Annotated in this window: 9 protein-coding genes, 1 tRNA gene and 1 pseudogene; 4 read left to right on the forward strand and 7 right to left on the reverse strand. The window is 71.0% G+C overall.

The window, feature by feature from the left end:
• The first annotated feature begins 61 nt into the window (after positions 1-61).
• Complete coding sequence (locus OV427_RS41405) at positions 62-1,513, forward strand: trypsin-like peptidase domain-containing protein (protein ID WP_267861736.1); 1,452 nt, start codon at positions 62-64, stop codon at positions 1,511-1,513.
• 69 nt (positions 1,514-1,582) lie between these two features.
• Here OV427_RS41405 and OV427_RS41410 read toward each other — a convergent pair.
• A pseudogene (locus OV427_RS41410) lies at positions 1,583-2,220 on the reverse strand (DUF6066 family protein).
• A gap of 185 nt (positions 2,221-2,405) precedes the next feature.
• Here OV427_RS41410 and OV427_RS41415 point away from each other — a divergent pair.
• Positions 2,406-2,765: a PilZ domain-containing protein gene (locus OV427_RS41415; protein ID WP_164000386.1), complete on the forward strand. Its 360-nt coding sequence runs from the start codon at positions 2,406-2,408 to the stop codon at positions 2,763-2,765.
• Between the two features lie 152 nt (positions 2,766-2,917).
• On the opposite strand, the gene OV427_RS41420 is transcribed toward OV427_RS41415, so the two are convergent.
• Complete coding sequence (locus tag OV427_RS41420; RefSeq protein WP_267861737.1) at positions 2,918-4,468, reverse strand: Glu/Leu/Phe/Val family dehydrogenase; 1,551 nt, start codon at positions 4,466-4,468, stop codon at positions 2,918-2,920.
• A 320-nt stretch (positions 4,469-4,788) separates the two neighbouring features.
• On the opposite strand from OV427_RS41420, the gene OV427_RS41425 reads away from it, so the two are divergent.
• Positions 4,789-4,863 (forward strand) — tRNA-Thr (locus tag OV427_RS41425).
• Between the two features lie 116 nt (positions 4,864-4,979).
• Here OV427_RS41425 and OV427_RS41430 read toward each other — a convergent pair.
• The gene (locus OV427_RS41430; protein WP_267861738.1) at positions 4,980-6,185 is read right to left on the reverse strand and encodes a hypothetical protein; all 1,206 of its coding nucleotides are present in this window, start codon (positions 6,183-6,185) and stop codon (positions 4,980-4,982) included.
• A 175-nt stretch (positions 6,186-6,360) separates the two neighbouring features.
• On the opposite strand from OV427_RS41430, the gene OV427_RS41435 reads away from it, so the two are divergent.
• Positions 6,361-6,945 carry a superoxide dismutase gene (locus OV427_RS41435; RefSeq protein ID WP_267861739.1) on the forward strand — a complete coding sequence of 195 codons (585 nt, stop codon included), beginning with the start codon at positions 6,361-6,363 and terminating at the stop codon, positions 6,943-6,945.
• Positions 6,946-7,007: 62 nt separating this feature from the next.
• On the opposite strand, the gene OV427_RS41440 is transcribed toward OV427_RS41435, so the two are convergent.
• The 4 genes from OV427_RS41440 to OV427_RS41455 are packed head-to-tail and all read right to left on the reverse strand — an operon-like array spanning position 7,008 to position 23,631.
• Positions 7,008-9,620 (reverse strand): MupA/Atu3671 family FMN-dependent luciferase-like monooxygenase, encoded by a 2,613-nt coding sequence (locus OV427_RS41440; RefSeq protein WP_267861740.1) that lies wholly within the window; start codon positions 9,618-9,620, stop codon positions 7,008-7,010.
• A 7-nt stretch (positions 9,621-9,627) separates the two neighbouring features.
• The gene (locus OV427_RS41445; RefSeq protein WP_267861741.1) at positions 9,628-13,617 is read right to left on the reverse strand and encodes a non-ribosomal peptide synthetase; all 3,990 of its coding nucleotides are present in this window, start codon (positions 13,615-13,617) and stop codon (positions 9,628-9,630) included.
• A 25-nt stretch (positions 13,618-13,642) separates the two neighbouring features.
• On the reverse strand, positions 13,643-20,437 hold the full coding sequence (locus tag OV427_RS41450; protein ID WP_267861742.1) for a type I polyketide synthase: 6,795 nt from the start codon (positions 20,435-20,437) through the stop codon (positions 13,643-13,645).
• Positions 20,434-23,631 carry a non-ribosomal peptide synthetase gene (locus OV427_RS41455; protein ID WP_267861743.1) on the reverse strand — a complete coding sequence of 1,066 codons (3,198 nt, stop codon included), beginning with the start codon at positions 23,629-23,631 and terminating at the stop codon, positions 20,434-20,436. The genes OV427_RS41450 and OV427_RS41455 overlap by 4 nt, the downstream gene beginning before the upstream one ends.
• Positions 23,632-23,657 lie beyond the last annotated feature (26 nt).

Raw genomic sequence — 23,657 nt, forward strand, 5'->3', positions numbered from 1 at the left:
GGGCAAAAGGCGTCACAGCCCGGGAAGGGAGCGACCGGGGCCGCTGTTGGCCCCGATCGCCATGGCCCGCCGTATAAGCTGCCCCTCCGTGCTCTCCCGACTGCTTCCCGTCCTCCTCGTGCTGGCGCTCGCCCCCGTGGCGCGTGCCGACGAGGGTCCGCTCGACTCATGGCTCCAGGCGCGGGTGCGCGAGCACACCGCTTGGTTCGCCGCCCAGGCCGCGGGAGAGGGCCGCTCCAGCACCCTGGGGCTGTGGCGGGAGCGCGCCCCGGGCGACAAGGTCCTCCCCGACTTCGTGCCTCCCACGTCGCTGGGCCCGCTGATCCGCGCGGTGGAGGCGGGCGTGGTCAACATCACCACGGTGGCCCTGCGTGAGAGCGGGCTCGGGGGGATGAAGAAGGCCACCGGCTCCGGCTTCGTGCTGACGCCGGACGGCCTGGTCGTCACCAACAACCACGTGGTGGCCGGGGCGCGGCAGATTGCCGTCCGCCTGTCGGACGGCCGCGAGTTCTCCGCCGAGGTGGTGGGCCGCGACGCCTCCACGGACGTGGCGCTGCTGCGGCTGAGCGGCGTCGGCCTGGGCAACCTGCCGGCCGTCTACCTCGGTGACTCGGACAGGCTGGAGGTGGGGGACTGGGTGGTGGCCATCGGCAACCCGTTCGGCCTGGACCACTCGGTGGCGCACGGGATGATTTCCGCCAAGGAGCGCGTGCTGGGCGTGGGCCAGTTCGACGACTTCATCCAGACGGACGCCCTCATCAACCCCGGCAACTCCGGCGGCCCGCTCTTCAACATGAAGGGCGAGGTGGTGGGGGTGACGACGGCCATCATCAGCCAGGGGCAGGGCATCGGCTTCGCGGTGCCCATCAACCTGGTGAAGGACCTGCTGCCCAACCTCCGGGAGAACGGGAAGCTGGAGCGCGGCTGGCTGGGCGTGGTCATCAACGACGATGGCGGCAACGGCGAGCGGCGCGCCCCGGTGGTGAAGGACGTCTACAAGGACAGCCCGGCCGCGTCCGCCGGCATCCGCCCTGGGGACCGGCTGGTGGCGGTGAATGGGCGCGCGATTGCGTCCTACCTGCAGCTCTTGCGCAAGGTGGCGCTGCTGGCGCCCGGCACCGAGGCGCGGCTGACGCTGCAGCGCGAGGGCGTGACGCGGGAGGTGTCCGTGCGGCTCATCGTCCGGCCGGCGCAGGAGGCCACCGAGGGGCTCATCCAGCGGACCTCCAGTGAGCAGGACGTGGGGCTGGCGCTGCGAGACCTCACGCCAGAGGTGGCGGCGCCGCTGGGCGAGGAGGCCTGGTCCGGGGCGCTGGTGTCCACCGTCACGCCGCGCAGCCCGGCGGACGATGCGGGCCTGCGCCCGGGGGACGTGGTGACGGAGGTGAATCGCCGCCGGGTGAAGGACGCGGCCGGGGTGCGCGCGGCGCTCGCGAAGGGGAGCGCCGGGGCCAGCATCCTGCTGCGGGTGAAGCGGGGCGACGCGCTCCAGTACGTGGCCATCGCCCGGTGAAGCGGGGCGAAGTGCTTCAGTCCGTCGCCATCGCCCGGTGAGGCGGGGGCGGCGTGCCGCCACCTCAGGCTACTTCCCGGCGTTGGCGTCCTTGCCGTTGAGCCACAGGCCCATCTGCCCGCCGGTGCGGCCCTCGGTGACGAGGAGGCCCTCGATGCGGGCGGTGACGCCGTGTTCTTCCCGCCGCCCTTCTTGGGCAGGCTCCACACGCCCTGCGGGGTGAAGACCACCTGCGCGCGCACGCCGCGCATGGAGAACATGCGGGCGAACATCTGTCCGTTCCACCCTTCCGGCAGGGTGCCGGTGACGGTGAGGTAGGGCAGCAGGGGGTTGCCGTTGGCGTCCGTCTTCTTCGGCGTGCCGTGGGTGAGGGCGTAGCGGCCGGCCGGGAAGAACGGGGTGATGTTGATGGTGTACTCCCCCGTGGCCGGCGAGTAGGGGCCCGCAGACAGCATGGTGGCGTCGTCCTCGGTGACGATGAGGTACAGCCGCTTGCCCTGGTACTTCTTGCGGAAGGCCTCCGCCTGCGACTTGCACTGCGGGTCCACGAAGGTCCCCTCGCACGCGCCGACGTACTTCTCCAGGAAGGCCCCCAGCCCGCCCAGCGGCTCGGACTCGTCGCGCAGCTTCGCGAAGCGCGGGTCCACGTCGGCCAGGGCCAGCGCGGGCAGGAGGAGGGACACGGCGGCGGCAAGGAAGCGGCTCACGGGAGGGGACTCCAGGGAAAACGAGGGGTTCAGTCTTCCATGCTGCCACCGAGCCGCCCCCCGGGCACTCCTCTTTCAGTGGGTGGGGAGGGGTAGAGGAAGGTGGATGAAGGTGAAGAACTTGCCTACATGTGGCTACCATGTAGTTTGCGCCTGTCACCACCTGTTCCGGGAGGTAGCCCCCAGTGTTCGAGCGTCCCCAAGAGCGCCGCACCCACCTGCGTTTCGACAAGGTCTTCACCGTGTACCTCACCACGCAGGACGGGATGATGCGGGGCGTGGGCCGCAACATCAGCGCGCGGGGCATGTTCGTGGAGGTGCGCGACTCGGTGGGCCTGGGCGAGAAGCTCAAGGTCACCTTCGCCGGCGAGGACGGCACGGAGATGACGTGCCTGTGCGAGGTCCGCTACCAGGTGGCCCTGGCCTTCGGGCGCAAGGACGGGCGCGAGGGCAGCAGCCGCGGGGTGGGGCTGCGAATCGTGGCCTACGAAACGCAGGACGACGCGCCGCTGCTCCTGGTGGACCGCGAGCGCGTGATGCACTGACGCCGCACCCGGGGCCCGTGAAGGGCTTGACGGCCCGTCGCTCCCGGAACCGCGGGGGCCGTGGAGCCAGTCTTTACAGGCCTGAAAGTGACAAGGGCACGTCCTCCGCAGGGGTGGACGTGCCCTTCGTCTTTGCTACGGCAGCGGGACGACTACTGCGAGAAGCCCTCGAGGAGGTAGTGGGCCTCGATGCGCTTGAGCGCGAGGATCATCGCGGCGCAGCGGGTGTCCACGGCCTCGCCGATGCAGTACTGGCGGCTGTCGTGCATCTCCGTCTTGCGCGGCTGGTTGCGCGAGATGTCGCGGATGATGCGGTAGTTGCGCTTCATGGCGCGCTCGAGGCGCTGATCGACCTCGGCCTCGCTCCAGCGCTCCATGCGCTTGTTCTGGATCCACTCGTAGTAGCTCACCGTCACGCCGCCGGCGTTGGCGATGATGTCGGGGATCATCTCGATGCCGCGCTTCTGGAGGACGCGGTCGGCCTCGGGGGTGGTGGGGCCGTTGGCGCCCTCGGCGATGAGCTTCACCTTGAGGCGCTCGGCGACGTCCGCGGTGATTTCGCCACCCAGCGCGGCGGGGATGCAGATGTCGGCCTGGACGTCCCAGAGGTCCTTCTTCTCGATCTTCTGGGCGCCGGGGAAGCCGAGCACGCTGCGCTTGAGATTCTTGGGGTCGGCCACGTAGGCGGCCAGCGCGTTCACGTCGATGCCGTCGCCGTTGTAGATGGTGCCGTCGGCGTCGTTCACCGCCAGGAGGCGGGCGCCCGCGTTGGCGAGGATGAGGGCGGCGTGGCTGCCCACGTTGCCGAAGCCCTGGAGGGTGAACGTCTTGCCCTTCACGGACTCGCCGCGGTCGGCGTAGTAGTCCTCGATGCAGAAGGCGACGCCCTGGCCGGTGGCCTTGCCGCGGCCCTCGGAGCCACCGATGCGCACGTCCTTGCCGGTGACGATGCCGCGCAGGTTGTGGCGCTCGCGCTCACCGTCGGAGAACTGGCGGTACAGCAGCGCCATGATGTCCGGGTTGGTGCCCACGTCCGGCGCCGGGATGTCGATGTTCGGCCCGATGAGGCTCTTGAGCCGGTACATGAAGCGCAGGGTGATGGCCTCGATCTCCTCCCGGCCGTACTCGCGCGGGTCGATCTGGATGCCGCCCTTGCCGCCGCCGAACGGAACCTCGCTGATGGCCGTCTTCCAGGTCATCTCCGCGGCGAGGGCCTTGAACAGGTCCAGGGAGACTTCGCGGTGGTAGCGGAGGCCGCCCTTGTAGGGGCCGCGGGCCTGGTTGTGCTGGACGCGGTAGGCCTTGAAGCGCTGCGACTCACCGGGGACCAGCTGGTACACCTTGCCGTCCGGCAGGCGCAGGTGGCCCTGGCGGATGGCCACGTCGGAGCCCAGGAGGGCGCGGCCGTTGAGGATGATGTTGCCGTTGGCCAGCAGCTCCAGGCCTTCCTTGTTGCGCACCTGCGTCTCGGGCAGGTCGGAGAAGGACTTCGCGCGGTCGGCGGCGAGCGGGACGAGGCGGTCCTTCAGCTTGGCCGTGACGTAGAAGATGTGCTCGTAGTCGGGCTCCTCGAGCTCGAGACGGACGCGCTTGTCCAGCTTGATGAGGTCCGCAGCCCGATGGAAGATCTCCATCGCCTCCGTGTAGACGGTGCGCTTGGGCGAGGGGGCCGGGGCGCGCATGAAGTTCTCTTCGCTGGCCATGACGGGAAACGCTCCTTGTGGGCCCCACCGGGTAAGGTGGCGAGGCACGCGGGGATGGCGGCCCTTATGTGCACAGCCGCCATGAGCTTTCAACCGCGCGGAGCGGCCATGCTTCCCCAGGAATGTGGAGGGATGACGGGCACTTATGGCAACGCGCTGTGTCACCAGGGTCGGACGCGGTGTGTCATGCCTGTCACGGTGGCCTGGCGGCGGATCCAGGGGGCGCCGGGCGGGTAGGGGAGCAAAAGAGCAGGGCTGATCATTTGCGCTTGCCGGCCCAGAAACCACATGGTACTTCGCGCCCCGCTTTCGTTCGTTTCGCCGACATAGCTCAGTGGTAGAGCAACTGATTCGTAATCAGTAGGTCCCCAGTTCAAGCCTGGGTGTCGGCTCCAGAACAGAAAAAGGCCGGTTGCCCCTGTGGCAGCCGGCCTTTTTCGTTTTCTGACCCATGCGCCTGCCGCGACGGACTGCTACGGCACGAAGCGGCGCACGCGCCGCATGGCGCGCGTCACTTCGTTCGCAGGAACCAGAGGTTCGTCTTCGACGACGGCAGCAACACGAAGCCCTTCAAGGACGGCACGTAGCGAAGGCGGCCCTGCACCCCGGCCTGGGCCGCCACGGCGGGAACGCCGGTCACCTCCTTGATTCGGATGGTCCATGGCCCTGAATCGGTTGGCGTCACCGCATAGACACGCGCTGGAATCGGTTCGAGCTGAGCCCCTGCCCAGCTCCCGCCCGCGTAGAACAAGAACTCGTCGTTGAGCGGGTCGTAGTCCATCGCGGCATACATCGGTTGGTCGGCCTTCAGCTGCGCCAGGGCCGCATTGCTGGTGAAGGTCACACTCAGCTGCGATTTGCCATCGACTGGGACGCGCGAGGCCGAGAGTCCAGTGTCGTAGCCTTGGCCGTCACCCCATTGCAGGGTGAAGAGCTGTCGGCGCTTCGAGTCGTACGCGCCTGGGAACCGGACCAGGTCGGCCGTGCGGGTGGTGATGGGTTTGGACCACTTCTTCGCCACTGGCTCGTACCGTTCGAATGCGGTGGTCCACACGTTGCCGTCGCCGTCACGCACGAACCCATACCCATCCGTCGCCAGCGGATGAACCCCCTCGCCGTCCCAGGTGTTGGTGTCGAGGTCGAAGCCATCGTTCGTGTTGACGTCCCAGGCCGAGGGATACGTGAACCGCGGTCGCACTCGCAGGACGCGATCGGCCGTCGGCGAATAGAGCGTCGACTGGTAGGTGTGCATCGAGGCGGGTTGGCCATCAGCGTTGTAACCGACGTTGTTTCCGGCCACCGGTGATGCGGCCTTTCGCACCACCCACACGGGCGCATCGACGTCGATGCGAATGGAGACGGTGCGATTGTCGGCACTGTCGCCATGTCCGCCAGCGGCAGCGATGATGAGCTCGCTCGTGCTGTCCTTGATGGCCATGCCGCTGTAGGCATCCACCGGTGCACCGCCAGCCCCGAGGGTGCCGGGAATTTCAACCCATTGATTGACTGCGGCGCTCGTCAACCAGGCTGGGATGCCTCCATCGCCGAGGGGGCCTGCATCCGAGGTCCCCGAGTCGCTACTCGCACCGGCGTCTCCTGGGTCACCGCCTCCGGCCTCGTCGGAGCAACCGCACAGCACAAGCGCCAGGACCGCGGAGGATTTCACAAGGTTGCGAAACAGGAGACCTGGTTTGTTCATCGGCATGCCGATGAGCATAGGTGAGGTTCCATTCTTGTTTCGCCGTCGGTGCCGGGCCGCACGTTCCGCGAGCCTCGCCAACGCATTGGCGCGCAGCCAAGGCATTGGCCGGGCGGGTGACAGCCACGCCGTGGACCTCGTACGAACCCGTCCGTCACACATCACAGAACCCACGCCACGAAAGGACCCACCCGTGCCATTCACGCTCCCCGAACTCCCCTATTCGAAGGACGCCCTCGCTCCCCACCTCAGCGCGGAGACGCTGGAGTTCCACCACGGCAAGCACCACGCCGCGTACGTGACGAACCTGAACAAGCTCCTGGAGGGCAATGCGGAGGCGAACAGGACGCTGGAGGAGGTCATCCTCGGCAGCGACGGTGGCGTCTTCAACAACGCCGCCCAGGTGTGGAACCACACCTTCTACTGGCACTGCATGAAGCCCAACGGGGGAGGGCGCCCCACCGGTGAGCTCGCCGAGGCGATTCAGCGCGACTTCGGCTCCTTCGAGAAGTTCCGCGAGGAGTTCGCCAACGCGGCCGCGACACAGTTCGGCTCGGGCTGGGCGTGGCTCGTGATCGAGGGCGGAAAGCTGAAGGTGACGAAGACGGGCAACGCGGACCTGCCGATGAAGCACGGCCAGAAGGCGCTGCTTACCATCGACGTCTGGGAGCACGCGTACTACGTGGACTTCCGCAACGCCCGTCCCAGGTACATCGACACGTTCCTCGACAAGCTCGTGAACTGGGAGTTCGTCGCCCGGAACTTCTCGGGCCGCTGACCCGCCGGCGCTTCATTGGCCCCTGGGGGATTCGGCGTCGGCGGTCGGCTCCGCCCCTCCTCTCAGGGGAGCTCGAAAGCTACCGGTGGCCTGCCGGGGAGCCGTTCGTCCAGGTGCTCGGATAGCACCCGGTGCAGGCGCAGCGAGTCGTCCTCGGCGAGCTGCTTCAACTCGGACAAGGCCGTCAGGCCCTCGAGCACCCGGTCACCGTCGACGCCGAAGTCGATGAAGCATGCCAGCTCGTCGGCCCCCGCCTCCACCAGCCGGTCCACCATGGATAGACAGGAGGTGGGCGTGCCGATGAGCGCGCTCATCCGGTAGTGCTGCTCGAAGGCGAAGGTGGCCAGGGAGTCGAGCCACTTCGGGTCATCGATGTCCACCTGGAGATTCAGGCTGTGGACGCGCGCCTGTTGCAGCCGCAGGTGCGTGCGCAGGTACTGCGTGAGCGGCCCGCGCACCCGGTCGAGCACTTCGTCAGGATCCCTCCCCACGAAGGTGTGCAGCATCACTGTCACCGTGCCCGCCGCCGGATCGTGCCCCGCGCGCGCCCGGGCCGCCCGGTAGAGGGCGATCTTCTCCCGCACCTCTTCCACTGGCTGCGAGGCGAGCGAGGTGAGGACGTTGACGCCCAGTGCTCCCGCCTTCTCGAAGAGCTCGGGGTTGCCGGGGCAGGTAAGCCACACCGGCAGCTCGGGCTGTACCGGCCGGGGAAAGGTGCGCAGCCGGACCTCGTTGCCGGCCCCATCCCGGGTGGAGACGGCTCCGCCGCGCCACAGCTCGCGCACCTGCTCGAGCGAGTGGAACAGCACCTCGCGCTTGTGCTCGAAGTTGTCCGGCGCCAGGGCGAAGTCGTTGGGCATCCAGCCCGACGTCACCGACAGGCCCACCCGGCCCCCGGAGAGGTTGTCGATGATGGACCACTCCTCCGCCACCCGGAAGGGCGAGTGCAGGGGGAGCACCACGCTGCCGGAGCGCAGGCCGATGCGCTCGGTGACGGTCGACAGCGCGGCGCTCAGCACTGAAGGGTTCGGATAGAGACCGCCGTGCTCGTCGAAGTGGCGCTCGGGCGTCCAGATGGCCGTGAAGCCGTTGCGGTCCGCGAGCTTCGCTGCCTCCAGATAGAGGCGGTATCTGTCACGCGTGCTGGCGTCCTCGTTGGCGAAGAAGAACAGGCCGAAGCCAGGCTTCTTCCGGGCTCCGGCCGCCGGGCGCTCCGGCACCACCCGGGCCACGAGCGCGCCAGGACCGGGAGCCTCCGGGGCCGGCCTCACGGACACCTGGGCCACCGCCGGGTGCCGGGCGAGGACGGCTTCCACCTCCGCCGCTCCGAAGTGGGCACCCACCGTGACGGTGCGCGCTCCGGTGCTGGCCCGAGCCTCCGGGCTTCCCGTCGCTCTCGCGGGAGGCGTGAGCGCGGAGGGCTCCTGTTCCGCCCGCAGCGCCAGTTCCTCCAGGAGCGCGCCGAGGTGCTCCGCGGCCCGGGCCACCGCCGTGGAGTCGAGCTGCCCGGGGTCGTAGAGGAACCGCAGTACCAGCCGGGGGCCCTGCGCGGCCCGCACGACGAGCGGCGCGGGGAGGACCGCCGTGGCATGGGTGATGGCGTGGAAGCCCAGGCTCCGGGCGAGCAGCCCCAGGGCCTCGTCCTCGAGCTCGGCGGTGACGATGCTCTCGAAGAGCGGAGTGTCCTCCGGCACCTCCAGCCAACTTCGGAGCTGGGAGGGCGCGGCATGATCAGAGGCGCGTGCCTCGGCGTGTTCGGCCTGGAGACCTCGGAGCCAGCGCAGCAGCGTGCCTCGCGAGGGCACCTGGAGGCGTCGCGGCACGAGGGGCGAGAGGCGGCTCACCAGCGTGCCGCCACCGGACAGCGCGGCGGGGAGGGGGGTGGTGAAGGTGCCGAAGAGCAGGTCCTCCCCCTGGCCCTCCTGGTGGAGGAGCACCGCCCACGCGGCCTGGAGCAGTGTCGCGAGCTCCAGCGTGTGTTGCCGCAGGAAGGCCTGGACGCGCGCCGTGGCCGCGGGGGACAGGAAGAAACGTTGCAGCGCGCCCTCTCCCTCGGGAAGAGGGCCCGCGGGAGCGCCTTCCCGAGGCCCCACGCGCCATCCGGCGGGAAGCCGCGAGCGGGGTGCACCTCGGAGCAGCTCTCGCATCCGTCGTTCCGCCTCGCGTGCGTCCTGCTGCTCGAGCCAGGCCATGAAGTCCCGGTGGGGACGGCTCTTCCCGAGCCCCGCTTCGCTCCCGTCACGAGCGGCCCGGTAGAGCAGGAACAGCTCCCGGAGGCAGACCCGCGCCGAGGCCTCGTCGAGGACGAGCGGGTGGTAGGCAAGCACGACCGTTCCCGACTCCGGCGAGTCCCGCACCACCGTGGCGCGCAGCAGGGGTGCGTTCGACGGATTCAGGCTGAATGCCTCGGGGTGCTCCGCCCGCTGCTCCAGGCGTGGCTCGGCCTTCTCGCGCACCACCTGCACGGGCTCGCTCATGCCCTGGGCGAAGAAGGCGGTGCGCAGGGCGTCGTGGCGGGCGATGAGCTGGCGCAGGGCGGACTCGAGGGCCGCTTCGTCCAGCCCCTGGCGGAAGCTCCACCGCACGTGGGCGGGCCGTGCCTCCGGAGCCGAGGGGCGCGCGAGGAACTCCCTCTGCGCGGGCGAGAGCTTGTACACATCCTGGACGTTCTTCATCGGCTCCTCAGGGCGCGGAGGTTCCGCCTTCGAGGAAGGCGCGGAGCGGGTGGGCGAGCCGCGCGACGTGGGGCTCGGCCATCACGGTGTAGTGGTCGCCCGGCAGGTCGATGAGCCGGGGGGATTGCTGCGTCACGGTGTCCCATCCCCCCAGTGCTCCCGAGGCGGCCTGGAGCGCGCCCGCCTCCGGACGGAAAAGGACGATTCGCGCGGGGTGGCTCCGTCCGGGGGCGTATTCCTGGAAGGCGCGGGCGTGTGCGCGGTAGACGCCGAAGCGGGCGCGCAGCATCTCGGGGCCCACGCCAGGAGGCAGGGCTCCCACGCTCCGGGCCCGCTCCCCCAGCAGGGCGAGCCGGGCCTCGTCCGGCAGGGGCGCGAGCTCCTCGGCCGAGAGCGAGAGGTCGTGTCCGGCGATGCGCCCCAGCTCCGTCGCGAAGCCCAGGAGCAGCGTCGTGTCGTCGAGCCGCGCGCTTCCGCCTCCCGGTTGGAGGGTGGGCACCCAGCTGTCGATGAGCGCGACGGTCTCCACCGCCTGCCCGCGCCGCAGCAGCTCCCTCGCCATCTCGAAGACGACGAGGCCTCCCATGGACCAGCCCGCGAGGAAGTAGGGGCCCTCGGGTTGGACCTTCCGCAGGACTTCGAGGTACGCCGCAGCCATGGCCTCGAGGCTCGTGAAGGGCTCGCGCTGGCCATCGAGCCCCGGGGCCTCGAGCCCGTAGAGCGGCTGCTCCGGCCCCAGGTGACGCGCGAGCGGCACGTAGCAGAGCGCGCTGCCGCCAATGGGGTGCACGCAGAAGAGCGGCCGGCGCTTGCCCCGGGTCTGGATGGGAACCAGGGGCGTCCATTCGGTGGTGGCGGGCTCCTGACGCAGCAGCTCGGCGAGCCGCTCGATGGTGGGGTGCGTGAAGAGCACCGACAGGGGCAGGGTGCGGCCCAGCCGCTTGGAGATCTGCGACAGCAGGCTCATCGCGAGCAGCGAGTGCCCGCCCAGCGCGAAGAAGCTCTGGTCGATGCCCACCGGCCGCACATTCAGCAACCCCTCCCACAGCTCGACGAGCCGCAGCTCCACGGCGTCGCGAGGAGCCGCCGGCGCCGTCTGGGGGACGCGGGCGTCCGTGGGAGCGGGCAGGGCCTTGCGGTCCACCTTGCCATTGGGCGACAGGGGCAGGGCGTCCAGCACCACCACGGCCGAGGGCACCATGTGCACGGGCAGCCGCTCCGAGAGGAAACCTCGCAGTGCCTCCGTCTCCGGAGCCGCGCCCGCGGCCGGGACGACGTAGGCCACCAGCCGCCTGTCGCCCGGCACGTCCTCGCGCGCCACTACCACCGCCTCCTTCACGGTGGAATGCTCCAGGAGCCTTGCTTCGATCTCCCCCGTCTCGATGCGGAAGCCCCGGATCTTCACCTGATGATCGGCGCGGCCGAGGAACTCGATGCGGCCATCGGGCAGGTACCGGGCGATGTCTCCCGTCCGGTACATGCGCGCTCCCGGCTCAAGGGCGAAGGGGTTGGGGAGGAATCGCTCCGAGGTGAGCTCCGGCCGGTGCAGGTAGCCCACCGCGAGCCCGTCACCGCCGATGTAGAGCTCTCCGGGCACGCCCACGGGCACGGGCTGGAGCTCCCCATCCAGCAGGTACACCTGGGTGTTGGCGATGGGTCGGCCGATGGAGACCGTGCGCTCCACCTGGGCCGGCTCCTTCAGCACGTAGCAGGTGGTGAAGGTGGCGCTCTCCGTCGGGCCGTAGCCGTTGATGACGTGGCCCCCTCGCGCGAGCCGCTCCTTCACCCGGCCCGGAGGCAGCACGTCGCCCCCGGAGAGTACCTGGCGCACGGAGTCCAGCGCCTCGGGGTGGTACGCCACCATCTGATCGAAGAGGGGGGTCGTCAGCCAGAGCGTCGTCACCCCGTGGCGCTCGAACACCCGCCCCAGCTCCTCGAGCGAGGGCATGTGCGGAGGGCACACCGCCAGCTTCGCCCCATGGAGCAGGCTCCCGAACAGCTCGAAGGCCGAGGTGTCGAAGGAGATGGGCGACAGCAGCAGGAAGGTCTTTCCCGGCCCCGTTTCGAAGTAGCCGGTGTCCATCGCCATCCGCATCACGCCGCGGTGGGGCACGCACACGCCCTTGGGCCGTCCCGTCGAGCCCGAGGTGTACATGACATACGCCAGGTCCATGGGGCCGGTGCCCGCGGACGGCGGCGGCTCCTCGCGCAGCGCGGCGAGCCGCTCACGGTCCTCGTCCATGAGCACCCGCCGCTCGCCACCGGCCGGCAGCAGGTCCGCCAGCGAGCGCTGGGTGACGAGCACCGGGACGCGGGCCTGGTCCAGCATGAAGGCCAGGCGATCGCGTGGGTAGGCCGGGTCCAGGGGGAGGTAGGCGCCCCCCGCCTTGAGGATGCCGAGCACGCCGACCACCGTCTCCGGCGAGCGCTCCAGGCACAGGCCCACGATGGAGCCACGCCCCACTCCGAGCGAGCGCAGGTGCCAGGCAAGCTGGTTGGCGCGCCTGTCCAGCTCCGCGTACGTCAGCCGCGCGCCCTCGGCCTCCACGGCCACGGCGTCCGGCGTCCGGGCCACCTGCGCCTCGAAGACCTCGTGGAGGCAGGCGTCCCGGGAGAAGGACTTCGTGGTGGCGTTCCAGTCCACCAGGAGCTGGCGCCGCTCCTCCTCGGTGACGAGCGGCAGCTCGCGCAGCCGCCGCTCCGGGTTGGCGGCAATGCCCTCCAGGAGGACGCGCACGTGCCCGAGCATCCGGTCGATGGTGGCGGTGTCGAAGCGGTCCGTGTCGTAGACGAGCTGGAGTCTCAACGTCTCGCCCAGGTCCGCCACGAAGGTGAGGGGATGGCCCGTCCGCGGGTCCGCGTAGTCGATGTCCTCCAGGGACACCTTCCCCCCGGCGATGGGCCCGAGCCTCGGCTTCGAAGCATTGTGGAACGCGACGACGCTGTGGAACAGCGGCTGCCCGCGAGGCACCTGACTCATGCCCTGCACGTCCACCAGCGAGAGCTGATCATGCCGCCGTACAACGAGCTGATCCGACTGGAGCTGCTTCAGCCATCGCAGCAGCGGGGCCTCTGGGGGCACCTCCGTGCGGTGTACCAACGTGTTGATGAGGAGCCCCAACATCATCTCGGAGCCGGGGAGTGCGGCGGAGCGGCTGGAGGTCACATTGCCGAAGGCCACGTCGCGCTCGCCGCTGTATCGGCCGAGCAGCAACGCCCAGGCCCCCTGCACGAGCGTGCCCGGCGTGAGCTGATGTTTCCGGGCGAGCGCCATGAGCTGCTCCGTCGTGGTAGCGGGCACGGTGAGCCAGCGCGAGGCGTACGTCGCATCCGCCTGGGGCGGGAGCTCGGTGCCACGGTCCACCCAGAGCGGCGTGGGCGCGGCGAAACCCTGGAGCGACTGCTTCCAGTACTGCTCCGCCTCGGCGCGCTCTCTCCGCGAGAGCCAGGCGATGAAGTCCCGGTAGGGACGGGTCGGCTCCAGCTCCGGCTCGCGTCCCTGGGAGAGGGCGTCGTAGTGGAGGGCGACTTCCCTCAGGCACAGGGGCAGCGACCATCCATCGAGCAGCAGGTGGTGGTAGCTCCACAGGCACCGGTACAGCTCCGGTCCGAGCCGCACGAGGGTGAGGCGCATGAGGGGCGCCGCCGAGAGGGTGAAGCCCCGCCGCCGATCGGACTCCAGCACGGCCTTCCAGCGCGCCTCCTGCTCGCGCTCCGTCAGCCCCTGGAGGTCGTGCTGCTCCCAGGGCACCTCGACCTTGTTGCGCACGGCCTGGACGGGCTCGGCGAGGCCCTCCCAGAAGAAGGCCGTGCGCAGGACGGCATTGCGCTCCACCACCCGCTGGAAGGCCCGCTGCAACAGCGGCAGCTCGAGCGGGCCGCGCCATCGCCAGTACACCTGCTCCACGTACGTGCCTCCCCGGGGAGAGAAGAGGCTGTGGAACAGCATGCCCTGCTGCATCGGCGAGAGCTTGTAGACATCATCGACGTTCTTCATCGCGTCCTCGGGGAGGCCTGCGGAGTCATTCGTCGGACTGGTCGGCCTGCTCGAGCAGGAGGGCGAGCGTGTCCATCTGCGCTTCGTCCAACCCGGCGAGCGGGAAGTCCGACGGGGAGAGGGCGGCGCGGGTGTCCGGATCCTCGGCGCACAGCGCGCGCAGCGCTCCGAGGAGGTCCGCGACGAGCCGCTCCGCCACGGGCTCGCGGCAGGCGCCCGCGTCGTAGGTACAGCGCACGTGGAGCTGGCCAGCGGACAGGGAGCCCTCGAGCTCCAGCAGGTGCCCGCCCGACAGACTCCGGCCGGAGAGCCTTTCCGGGAGCTCCTCGCCCGCGCCGAGCAGCCGCAGCCCCACCTCGGCCCGGGATAGCTGGGACGTGCTGGGGGCCGCCCCCGCCGGGAGCTGGCGGACCTGCTCCTTGAGGCTCTTGAGGAGCGCCACTTCGCCGGAGCTCTCGGGGACCTCGAGACGCAACGGCCAGCTCACGTCGAAGCAGCCCACCGTGCGCGAGCAGTCGAGGCCCTCGAACGCGCCGCGTGCCTCCCGGGTGAAGTCGACGAGGTGCGCGCGCCCGCCCGTCCAGGCCGAGAGCGCCCGGGCCAGCCCCATGAGCAGCGCCTCGCCCAGGTCGGCGCGCCAGGCGCTCGTGAGCTTCTCCTGGAGGGCCCGCGTCTCCTCCACCGGGAGCGACCCGGTGTGCTCTCGCACGGAGCCCCTCGTGGCGTGCTCCAGGGGAAGACGCGAGAGGTTTCCCGAGAGCCAGGACGTCGCGGTGCTCCGGGTCGCGGCGTTCTCCGCCAGGCGCTCCGCCCAGGTCTTGAACGGTGCTGTCTTCGGGCGCGGGCCCTCGCCGTCCTTCCGCCGCAGGGCGTCCTTCAGGTCCCCGGCCAGGAGGTTCCACGAGGCCCCGTCGATGACGAGGGCATGGCCGGCCAGCAGGAGGGAATCCTCCCGTCCCGGGCCGTGGCGGAAGCGGGCTGCCGCCAGCAGCACTCCGTGGCTCGGGTCGAGCATCGCCAGGAGCCGCTCCTGCGCGGCGCGGATCGTGGCCGGGTGCTCTCCCCGGGGTAGCGGAGCGAGGTCGACCTGCACAAGCGCTACCTCGCCGCCCGGAGGCATGCCCTCCTGCTTCCAGCCCGCGCTCTCACGGGTGAAGCGGTGGCGGAGCGCATCGTGCAGGGAGAGCAACTCGCCGAGCGCCTTCGTCAGCCGGGAGTCCTCGAGGGCGCCGGGCAGGTCGAGCCACAGCACCCGGCTCGTCCGCGCGAGCGCCTCTGGATCGCCTTCCAGGAGGCGGTGCTGCTCCGGCGTGAGCGGTACGGGGCCCACCACCGGGCCCTGATGGGTCAGCAGTCCCTCCAGCACCCGCGCGAGCTGCGCGATGGTCGAGCTCTGGAAGAACTGCTCCGGATTGAGCTGGAGTCCCAGCCGGCTTCCCCTGGCCATGATTTGGATGGCCTGCACGGAGTCACCTCCGAGCTCGAAGAAGTCGTCGTGGATGCCGATGCCCTCGATGCCGAGCACCTCCTGCCACGAGCCGGCGAGCTTCCGCTCGAGCTCGTTGCGCGGTGCCACGTAGGCCGTCTTCAGCTCCGGCCTGGGCTGCAGTCCACCCTCGGTGCGCTGTGCTCCCGCTGCCTCCGCGATGCGCTCGCGCACGACCTCGTCGGTGTGCTGGAGCGTGGCCCGCAGGTCCCTCACCGAGACCACCACCTGCGGCATCACCCGGGCCGCCAGCAGCCGCTCGAGCGCGGCCACACCCTCGTGGGGGAGGATCTCCTGACGCTCGCTTCCGGGCTCCCCGGAGCGGCTCCCGGCCTCCGGCTCTGGAGCGGCCAGGGCGCGGAGCTCGGCGGCGGGGTCGTTCACCCGCTTCTGCGTCAGCCGCTCCACCTCGACGAGCACGCGGCCCTGCTCATCCGTCAACACGACCTCGAAGGCGAGCGTCTCTCCATCCGAGGCCGTCTGCTCCAGGAAGCGCGCATGGGCGTGGATGCGCCGAGGCACGGGGCCGTGGAAGCACAGCCGCCCGTAGCCGAACGGCAGGTAATAGCCGTGCGCGGCGAGGAAGCTCTTCGCCATGCCGGACGTCCGGTCCATCAGCGGCGGATGGAAGAGCATGTGCTCGAAGTCGGAGGCGAACTCCGCCTGCATCTCCAGCGTGAGCAGCAGCTCGCCCTGCCCGACGTGGAGCTGGCGGACGCTGCGCCAGCGCGGCCCCAGGTCCTCCTCGTACTCGGCCTCGAACGAGGACGGAGTGTGCCCGCACCTGCGGCGGATGGCGTCGAGGTCGAGGAACCGGGACTCGCGGGATGCGATGAACCGGGCGCGGCCGGTGGCGTGAGCCGTGGCCTTCCCGGAGCCATCCCGGGGCTGCGTGCGCACGACCCAGCGGTAGCCGTCGCCTTCCACCTCGATGATGAGCCGCGCTTCACGGGTCTCTCCGTCCGGCACGCGCAGCGGGAAGAGGAAGAAGGTGTCGACCAGCTCGAGCGTCCGCCCCCGCGCGCGCCCGGCGAGCGCGGCCCGAACCAGCTCGAACCAGGCCACGCCAGGGACGGTGGGGACGCCGAGGATGCGGTGCTCGTCCACGACCCAGCGGGAGCGAGGGTCTCCGATGTCGCTGGCGAAGACGAGGCGCTCCGGGGTGTCGACGAGACAGCGGTGGAGGAGCGGATGGTCGAGCAGTCGGACCGGCTCCTCCTCCCGGGCGCCCTTGCGCGCCGCCATGCCGACCTCGTCCCACGCGCCCCAGTTCACCGCCACCGCGTGGATGCCGGTGCGGGACTGCCAGGCGCGCAGGAAGGCGTCCAGGAAGGTGTTGGCCGCCGTGTAGTCCACCTGGCCGAGCCGGCCGACGACGGAGGACAGCGAGGAGCAGGCCACGAGGAAGTCGAGCTGCGTCCCCTCGAGCGCGGCCGCCAGCACCTGCGTCCCCTTCACCTTGGGAGCCAGGACGGTGGCGGCCGTCTCGGGAGCCTTGAGCTGGATGAGCCCGCCGCCCGCGACGCCCGCCGCGTGGATGACGCCATGGAGCGCCCCGAAGCGTGCCCGGGCCTCTGCGATGACTTCCCGCATCGCCCCGAGGTCGGTCACATCCGCGCGCCGCACCCAGACCTCCGCGCCCCGCTCCTCGAGCCGCTGGACGGCGAGGATCCTCCGGCGCGTGTCCTCCTGGCCCGAAGCCTCCAGCAGCCGAGGCCACTCCTCACGCGGGGGAAGCGCCGTGCGGCTGGTGAGCACGAGCCGGGCCTGGACCCGGGACGCGAGGGCCTCGGCGAGCGCGAGCCCCATGCCCCCGAAGCCGCCCGTGATGAGGTAGACGCCGCGCTCGCGCAGCGGGGGCGCGGCGCCGTCCTCGAGGCGCAGCGAGTCGAACTCCTGCACCCAGCGCCGGTGGCCCCGGTACGCGACCACGGGCGCCTCGGACGTGGAAGCCACCTCCGCGGCGAGCAGCTCGACGAGCCTCTCGGAAACAGGGCCGCCCGCGGGAGGCAGTGCGACATCCACGCTCCGGCAGCGCACGCTGGGGTACTCGCGAGGGATGACCCGGACCGGCCCCAACGCCGCCGCCTGCTCGGGCCACACCAGGTCTCCTCCGGTGACTTCCTGCATGCCGTTGGACACGGCCACCAGGTGCACGGGCTTCTCGAAGCCCTGGCTCCCCAGTGCCTGCGCCAGGAAGAGCAGGCTGTAGAACGAGCGCGAGAGGACGTCCTCGGACGAGGCGCCGGTGGCCTCGGGGCCGGAGGACTCGGAGCCGGAGGCCTTGGGGCCGGAGGCCTCGGGAGTCAGGCCGAAGAGGTGCACGAGCCTCTCCGGGGCACGTCCCTCGGTGCGCAATTCCGAGAGCAGCGCGGCGTAGCCCTCGCGCGTGGGAGCCAGCTCGAAGGTGTCCGCGCCCGTGCGCCGGAAGGTCCGTCCCAGCCGGGCCTCGACCACCTCTCCCCCCTGCTGCCGCAGCCGCTCGGCGAGGCGCGCTCCGAGCCCGGTCTCATCGCGGAGCACCAGCCAGGTCGTGCGCTTCGCTCCGGCCTCCGAGGGCCTCGGGACGGCCAGGGGGACGGACTCCTTCCACACCGGCACGTAGAACCAGCTCGCGAGGTCCGTCCGCTTCTCCAGGCTGCCCGGCCGGGCTTCCGGACCGAGGGGAGAGGCGCGCAGCTCGACCCAGTGGCGCTGGCGCTCGAAGGGGTAGGTGGGCAGTGGTTGCCGGTGACGTTGCTCCCCGGCGAAGAGGCCCGGGGCCTCCACCCCGTGCAACCAGAGCTGTCCCACGGTGCGCAGCAGATGCTCCACGTCCGAGGTGCGCGCCTCGTCGGGAGCTGGCAGACAGGACACCACGGCCTGGCCCGGCTTCTTGCGCGGGTGCCACCGCGCCAGCGTGCGCAGCGCCCGTCCCGGGCCCACCTCGAGCAGGACGCTCTCTGCCTCCTTCAGCAGCTCCTCCAGACCCTCGGCGAAGCGCACGGGTCGGCGCAGGTGCTCGGCCCAGTAGCCCGGGTCCATGGCCTGCTCCGGGGTGATCCATGTCCCCGTCAGGCCGGAGAGGAAGCGCAGCCGGGGCGCATGGCGCTTCACCCGTGCCACCGCCTCACGGAAGGGCGCCACCGCGGAGTCCATCCGCGCGCAGTGGAAGGCATGGGAGGTGCGCAGCCGACGGCACGTCACCGACCGCTCCGCGAGCCGCCGCTCCAGCGCCTCGATGGCCTCGGTGGAGCCCGCGGCCACGCACGAGGACGGGCCATTCACCGCGGCGATCTCCAGCTTCGCATCGAGCAGCGGCAGGAGCTCGTGCTCGGGGAGCTGCACGGAGAGCATCGCCCCCGGCGGGCAGGCCTGGAGCAGCCGGCCCCGGAGCGCGACGAGGTCGAGCGCGTCCTCCAGCGAGAACACCCCGGCGATGCACGCGGCGACGAGCTCGCCCACGCTGTGGCCGATCATCGCGGCCGGCTGCAGGCCCCAGGACTGGAGCAGCCGTGCCAGCGCGTACTCGACGACGAAGAGGGCCGGCTGCGTGAGGGCCGTCTGCTCCAGCCTCCTGGCCGCATGGGCATCCTCCCGGTCGGCCGGGAAGAGCAATGGCCGCAGGTCCAGGTCGTGGCGCGATTCCAGGTGCTCGAGGCACCGGTCCAGCTCCTCGCGGAAGACGGCCTCGGAGGCGTGGAGGTCCGCCGCCATCGCCGGGTGCTGGGAGCCCTGGCCGGGGAACATGAACACCAGGGGTCGGCGCACGGACTCCTGCACGCGCGAGAGGACCCGCAGCGGATGCAGGCTCGCGAGCACCTCCGCTGCGTCCGCGGTGTCGCGGCACACCACGAACCGGTGGTGGTCGAAGGTCCGCCGGCCCACGCTCAGCGTGTACGCCACGTCCGCCAGGGGGAGGGTGGGGTGCTGCTTCAGGTGCTCGGCGAGCAGGGCCGTCATCGCCTCCAGGGCGGCGTCCGAGCGGGCCGACAGGCGCAGGAGCTGGAAGGGCCGGGAGGAGCCCGAGGGGCCCCGGACCGGAGCCTCCTCGAGCACCACGTGCGCGTTGGTTCCACCGAGGCCGAAGGCGCTCACTCCCGCGCGCCTCGGAGCGGGCCCTTCCCAGTCGCGCGAGCGCGCGTTGACGAAGAAGGGGCTGTTGGCGAGGTCGAGCTCGGGGTTGGGCGTCTCGAAGTGCAGGCTCGGCGGGAGGTGCAGGTGCTCGAGCGCCAGGGTGGTCTTGATGAGTCCGGCGATGCCGGCCGCGGTGTCCAGGTGCCCGAGGTTGCTCTTCACCGAGCCGAGCGCGCAGAAGCCCCGGCGTGTCGTGTGGCGGCGGAAGGCCTGGGTCAGCGCCTGGAGCTCGATGGGGTCGCCGATGGGCGTGCCCGTGCCGTGGGCCTCGACGTAGGAGATCGTCTCCGGGGACACCCCGGCCAGGGCCTGGGCCATGGAGATGACCTCCGCCTGTCCCTCGACGCTCGGCGCGGTGTAGCCGACCTTCGAGGCCCCATCGTTGTTGAGGGCCCCGCCACGGATGACGGCGTGGATGGTGTCGCCGTCGGCCAGCGCGTCCGAGAGCCGCTTGAGCAGCACCACGCCCGCCCCGCTACCGGGGACGGTGCCCTGGGCCTTCGCGTCGAAGGCGCGGCAGTGCCCATCCGGCGAGCCGATGCCCCGCTCGTTGTAGAGGTACCCGGTCCGCTGGGGAACGGAGAGGGTGACGCCGCCGGCCAGCGCCATGTCGCACTGGTGGCTCAGCAGCGCCTGGCTGGCGAGCACCACCGCGACGAGCGACGTGGAGCACGCGGTCTGCACGCTGACGCTCGGCCCCTTCAGGTCCAGCTTGTAGGCGACGCGCGTGGCCAGGTGGTCGTTCTTGTTGTGGAGGATGGTCTGGAACGCGTTGGCCGTCCCCACCAGGCGCCCGGCCGGAGCCAGATGGTGGAGCAGGTAGCCGTTGGCACCCGCACCCGCGAAGACGCCGACGGGACCGGGGACGGCGGACGGCTCGTACCCGGCCCGCTCGAAGGCCTCCCAGGCGCACTCCAGGAACACGCGCTGCTGCGGGTCCGTCAGCTCGGCCTCCCGCGGCGAGAAGCCGAAGAACCGCGCGTCGAACGACTCGATGCCCTCGACGAGGCCCCGGGCCCGGACGTACCGCGCGTCCTGGAGCTCCGCCGGATCGATGGTCGCGTGCTCCAGCTCCGCGTCGGAGAAGAAGGTGATGGACTCGACGCCCTCCTGGAGGTTGCGCCAGAACTGCTCCACCGTCCGGGCACCGGGGAACCGGCAGGCCATGCCGATGATGGCGATTGCTTCGACGTCCGGGGACTGCTGCTCGCTGCTCATGACTTCTTCCCTCGTCCCGCCTTCATGAGTTGGGCCTGCTGCTGCATGGCCTGCCGTTGCCGCCGGGCACGCTCGTCGAGTTCCTCGGAGCGCGGAGCCGCCTCACTCGCACCGTCCTGGGCAAGGTGGCGCGCGAGCGCGGCGACGGTCGGGTGCTGGAAGAGCTCCACCATGGAGACGCGTCGCCCGAGGGCCGCCGAGAGCTTCTCGTGCACCCGCACCATGAGCAGCGAGTAGCCTCCGAGATCGAAGAAGTTGCCGTGGAGGCCCACCTTCTCCACTCCGAGGGCTTCCTGCCAGATGGCCGCGATGGTCCGCTCCAGCGGGCTCTCCGGCGCGACGTAGGGATCGGCCTCGGGACGCGAGGGGTGCGGCTCCGGCAGGGCGCCGCGGTCGAGCTTGCCGTTGCGGTTGAGCGGCATCCGCGCCAGTGGCACCAGCACCGAGGGCACCATGTATTCGGGCAACAGCTCCCGGAGGAAGGCGCGCAGCTTGGCGGCGAGCTCCTCCATGCGCAGCCCGTCCTCCACGGCGGCCCCACGGGGCACGAAGTACGCCACGAGGTGGGGCTCACCCGAGGCCGGCTGGCGCAGCACCACGGCCGTCTCCCCGATGCCGGGGTGCCGCTGGAGGAGCTCCTCGATCTCTCCGAGCTCGATGCGGAAGCCGCGGAGCTTGACCTGATGGTCCGCGCGGCCGAGGAACTCGATGCGGCCGTCCTCGCGGTAGCGGCCGAGATCTCCCGTGCGATACAGCCGCGAGCCCGGTGGGCCGAAGGGGTCCGGGAGGAAGCGCTCGGCGGTGAGCGTGGGCTGTCCCACGTAGCCACGGGCCACGCCGACACCGCCGATGAAGAGCTCTCCGGGCATGCCCAGGGGCACCGGGCGCAGACTCCGGTCGAGCAGGTACACGCGCATGTTGTGCAGCGGCCGGCCGATGCTCGGCCCGGAGGCGCCGTCCACCGTGCAGGCGGTGGCATCCACGGTGCACTCGGTGGGGCCGTAGAGGTTGATGAAGCGCGTGCTCTCGCTCCGGGAGAGCTCGGCCCAGGTGCGTGCCTCGATGGCCTCGCCGCCCACCAGCACACGCGCGGGCGACAGGTCCGGCTCGCGGCCGAGTCCCCGGGCCAGCAGCGGGCCGAGCTGGGAGGGAGTGCAGTCGAGCACGTCCAGGGCGTGGCGCCGCAGCCAGTCGCTCAGGCGGGCCGCGTCCGGCCGTACCTCCTCCGGGACGATGTGGAGCTCGTGTCCCTGGAGGAGCTGGAGCCACTGCTTGACCGAGGCATCGAACGCGAGCGGAGCCCCGACGCTGACGCGCAGCCCGGAAGGCAGTCCCGCGTAGACGGCCCGTTCGAGCGCACGGGCGAGGTTGAGGACCGAGCGGTGCGGAATCATCACGCCCTTGGGCCGTCCCGTGGAGCCGGAGGTGAAGAGCACGTACGCGAGGTTGTCCGGGCGCGCGGAGCGGGCGGGCGGAGCGGCGGGGGCACGCGCGATGGCCTCGGCTTCGGAATCCAGGCAGACGAGGCGAGTCGTCCCCGGGGGCAGCACCGGACGGAGCGAGGAGCGGGTCACCACCACCTGGACCTCGGCCTTCTCGAGGATGAACGTCAGCCGCTCCCGGGGGTTCATGGGATCCAGCGGGACATAGGCGCCACCCGCGCCGAGGATGCCGAGGACTCCCACCATCATCTCCACGGAGCGCTCCAGGCAGAGCCCCACCCGCGTCTCGGGCCCCACGCCGAGGGCGCGCAGGTATGAGGCGAGCCGCCTGGCCCTCTCGGCGAGCTCGGCGTAGGACAGTCGTTCCTCCTCGAAGACGACGGCGGTGCGCTCGGGCGTGCGGCGGGCCTGCTCTTCGAAGAGCTCATGGAGGCACCGGTCCCCGGTGTCCTCGTGCTCCGGCGGGTTGAAGCCGGCGAGCACCCGGAGCTCCTCCTCGCCCACGAGCGGCAGTGCCTCCGGCGCCTGCTCCGGGTGGGCGGCGGCTCCCGACAGCAGCGTGTCGAACCGCACGAGGAGTCGGCGGATGTCCTCCGCGCGGTAGCGGCTGGCGTCATGGTGCAGCGACAGCGTGAGCGTGCCTTCTCCGCGGAGACAGGTGAGCTCAAGCTCGAACCGGCTGATGCGGGTCTCCATCCTCGTCGTGGAGAGGACGAGGCCCCCGGCGTGTACCGGCTCGGGCCGGGCGAGCTCCACGAAGGCGAAGGGGAACCCGCGGGGGCTGCGGGCGAGGTCGAAGTAGTCCTGCCACTCGGCGGCCTCCCGCCGGGCCCGGTCCACGTCCCGGAGGAAGTCCAGGAACGAGGCGTGCTCGCGCGGCTCGCCGCCCAGGGGCAGGCAGCGCTCGAAGAGGCCGGGGACCTCGTCGAGTCCCTCGTAGGTGCGGCCGTCGTGGTGGACCGCGACCGTCCATCCGGGTTGTCCGGAGAGGCGGGAGAGGAGGAGCTGCCAGCAGGCCAGGAGGAACGTCCCGGGAGTCACTCCCGCGCTCGCGGCGGCGGCTTCCACGGCGGACACCCGCTCGGGGGCGAGTGGCAGGAGCGTCCGCTGGGGCTCGAACCCGCGCCCGGAAGCTGCGGGGCGCTCGACGGGGAGGGCGGCGGCGCTCGGGCGTGAGAAGTCCTGCTCGAGCCAGTGCTTGCGCCCGGCCTCGGTGTCCTCGGCTTCGAGGAGCTGGTTGAAGACCTCGGCCACGTCCGCGTACTGCGCGTCCGGCGAGGGAAGGGCACTGCCCTGGAGCCGCGCGGCGTACGCCTGGCCGAGCTCGCGCGCGAGGCTCCCCAGCGTCCGGTGATCCACCGAGAGCGCGGGCAGGTGGATGGCGAGCAGGTGCCGGTGCGGCGCGACCCGGGCGAGCCGGAACACGGGCCCCTCGTGGGGCCGTGCATCGAGCTTTGCCTCGAGCTCCTCCTCGGAGGTGCTGCTCCCGTCGAGCAGCTCGAGCACGGTGGCGGAGACCTCGCGAGGCACCTGGACGGCAGTGCCCGTCCCGGGCAGGAGGAGGTACTCCGTCCGTAGCACCTCGTGGCGCGCGAGGACGTCCGTCGCGGCCTGGGTGAGGCGCGGCACGTCCAGCGCTCCTTCGAGCAGGAGGACGCATCGGGGGCGCCAGGCCTCACCCGGCTCCGCTTGTTGGAGGGTCCAGAGGTGCCGTTGCTGGGGGGAGAGCCGGAATCCGGAGGGGGTCGGCATGGCGTGCAGCTCCTCGGGGTTGTCGT

The sequence above is a fragment of the Pyxidicoccus sp. MSG2 genome, assembly GCF_026626705.1.
GTDB lineage: Bacteria > Myxococcota > Myxococcia > Myxococcales > Myxococcaceae > Myxococcus.

Bases quoted from the DNA above. Each gene is read 5' to 3' on its own strand.
- OV427_RS41405 (WP_267861736.1), top strand. From the start codon at position 62: ATGGCCCGCCGTATAAGCTGCCCCTCCGTGCTCTCCCGACTGCTTCCC.
- OV427_RS41420 (WP_267861737.1), bottom strand. From the start codon at position 4,468: ATGGCCAGCGAAGAGAACTTCATGCGCGCCCCGGCCCCCTCGCCCAAG.
- OV427_RS41430 (WP_267861738.1), bottom strand. From the start codon at position 6,185: ATGCTCATCGGCATGCCGATGAACAAACCAGGTCTCCTGTTTCGCAAC.
- OV427_RS41440 (WP_267861740.1), bottom strand. From the start codon at position 9,620: ATGAAGAACGTCCAGGATGTGTACAAGCTCTCGCCCGCGCAGAGGGAG.
- OV427_RS41445 (WP_267861741.1), bottom strand. From the start codon at position 13,617: ATGAAGAACGTCGATGATGTCTACAAGCTCTCGCCGATGCAGCAGGGC.
- OV427_RS41450 (WP_267861742.1), bottom strand. From the start codon at position 20,437: ATGAGCAGCGAGCAGCAGTCCCCGGACGTCGAAGCAATCGCCATCATC.
- OV427_RS41455 (WP_267861743.1), bottom strand. From the start codon at position 23,631: ATGCCGACCCCCTCCGGATTCCGGCTCTCCCCCCAGCAACGGCACCTC.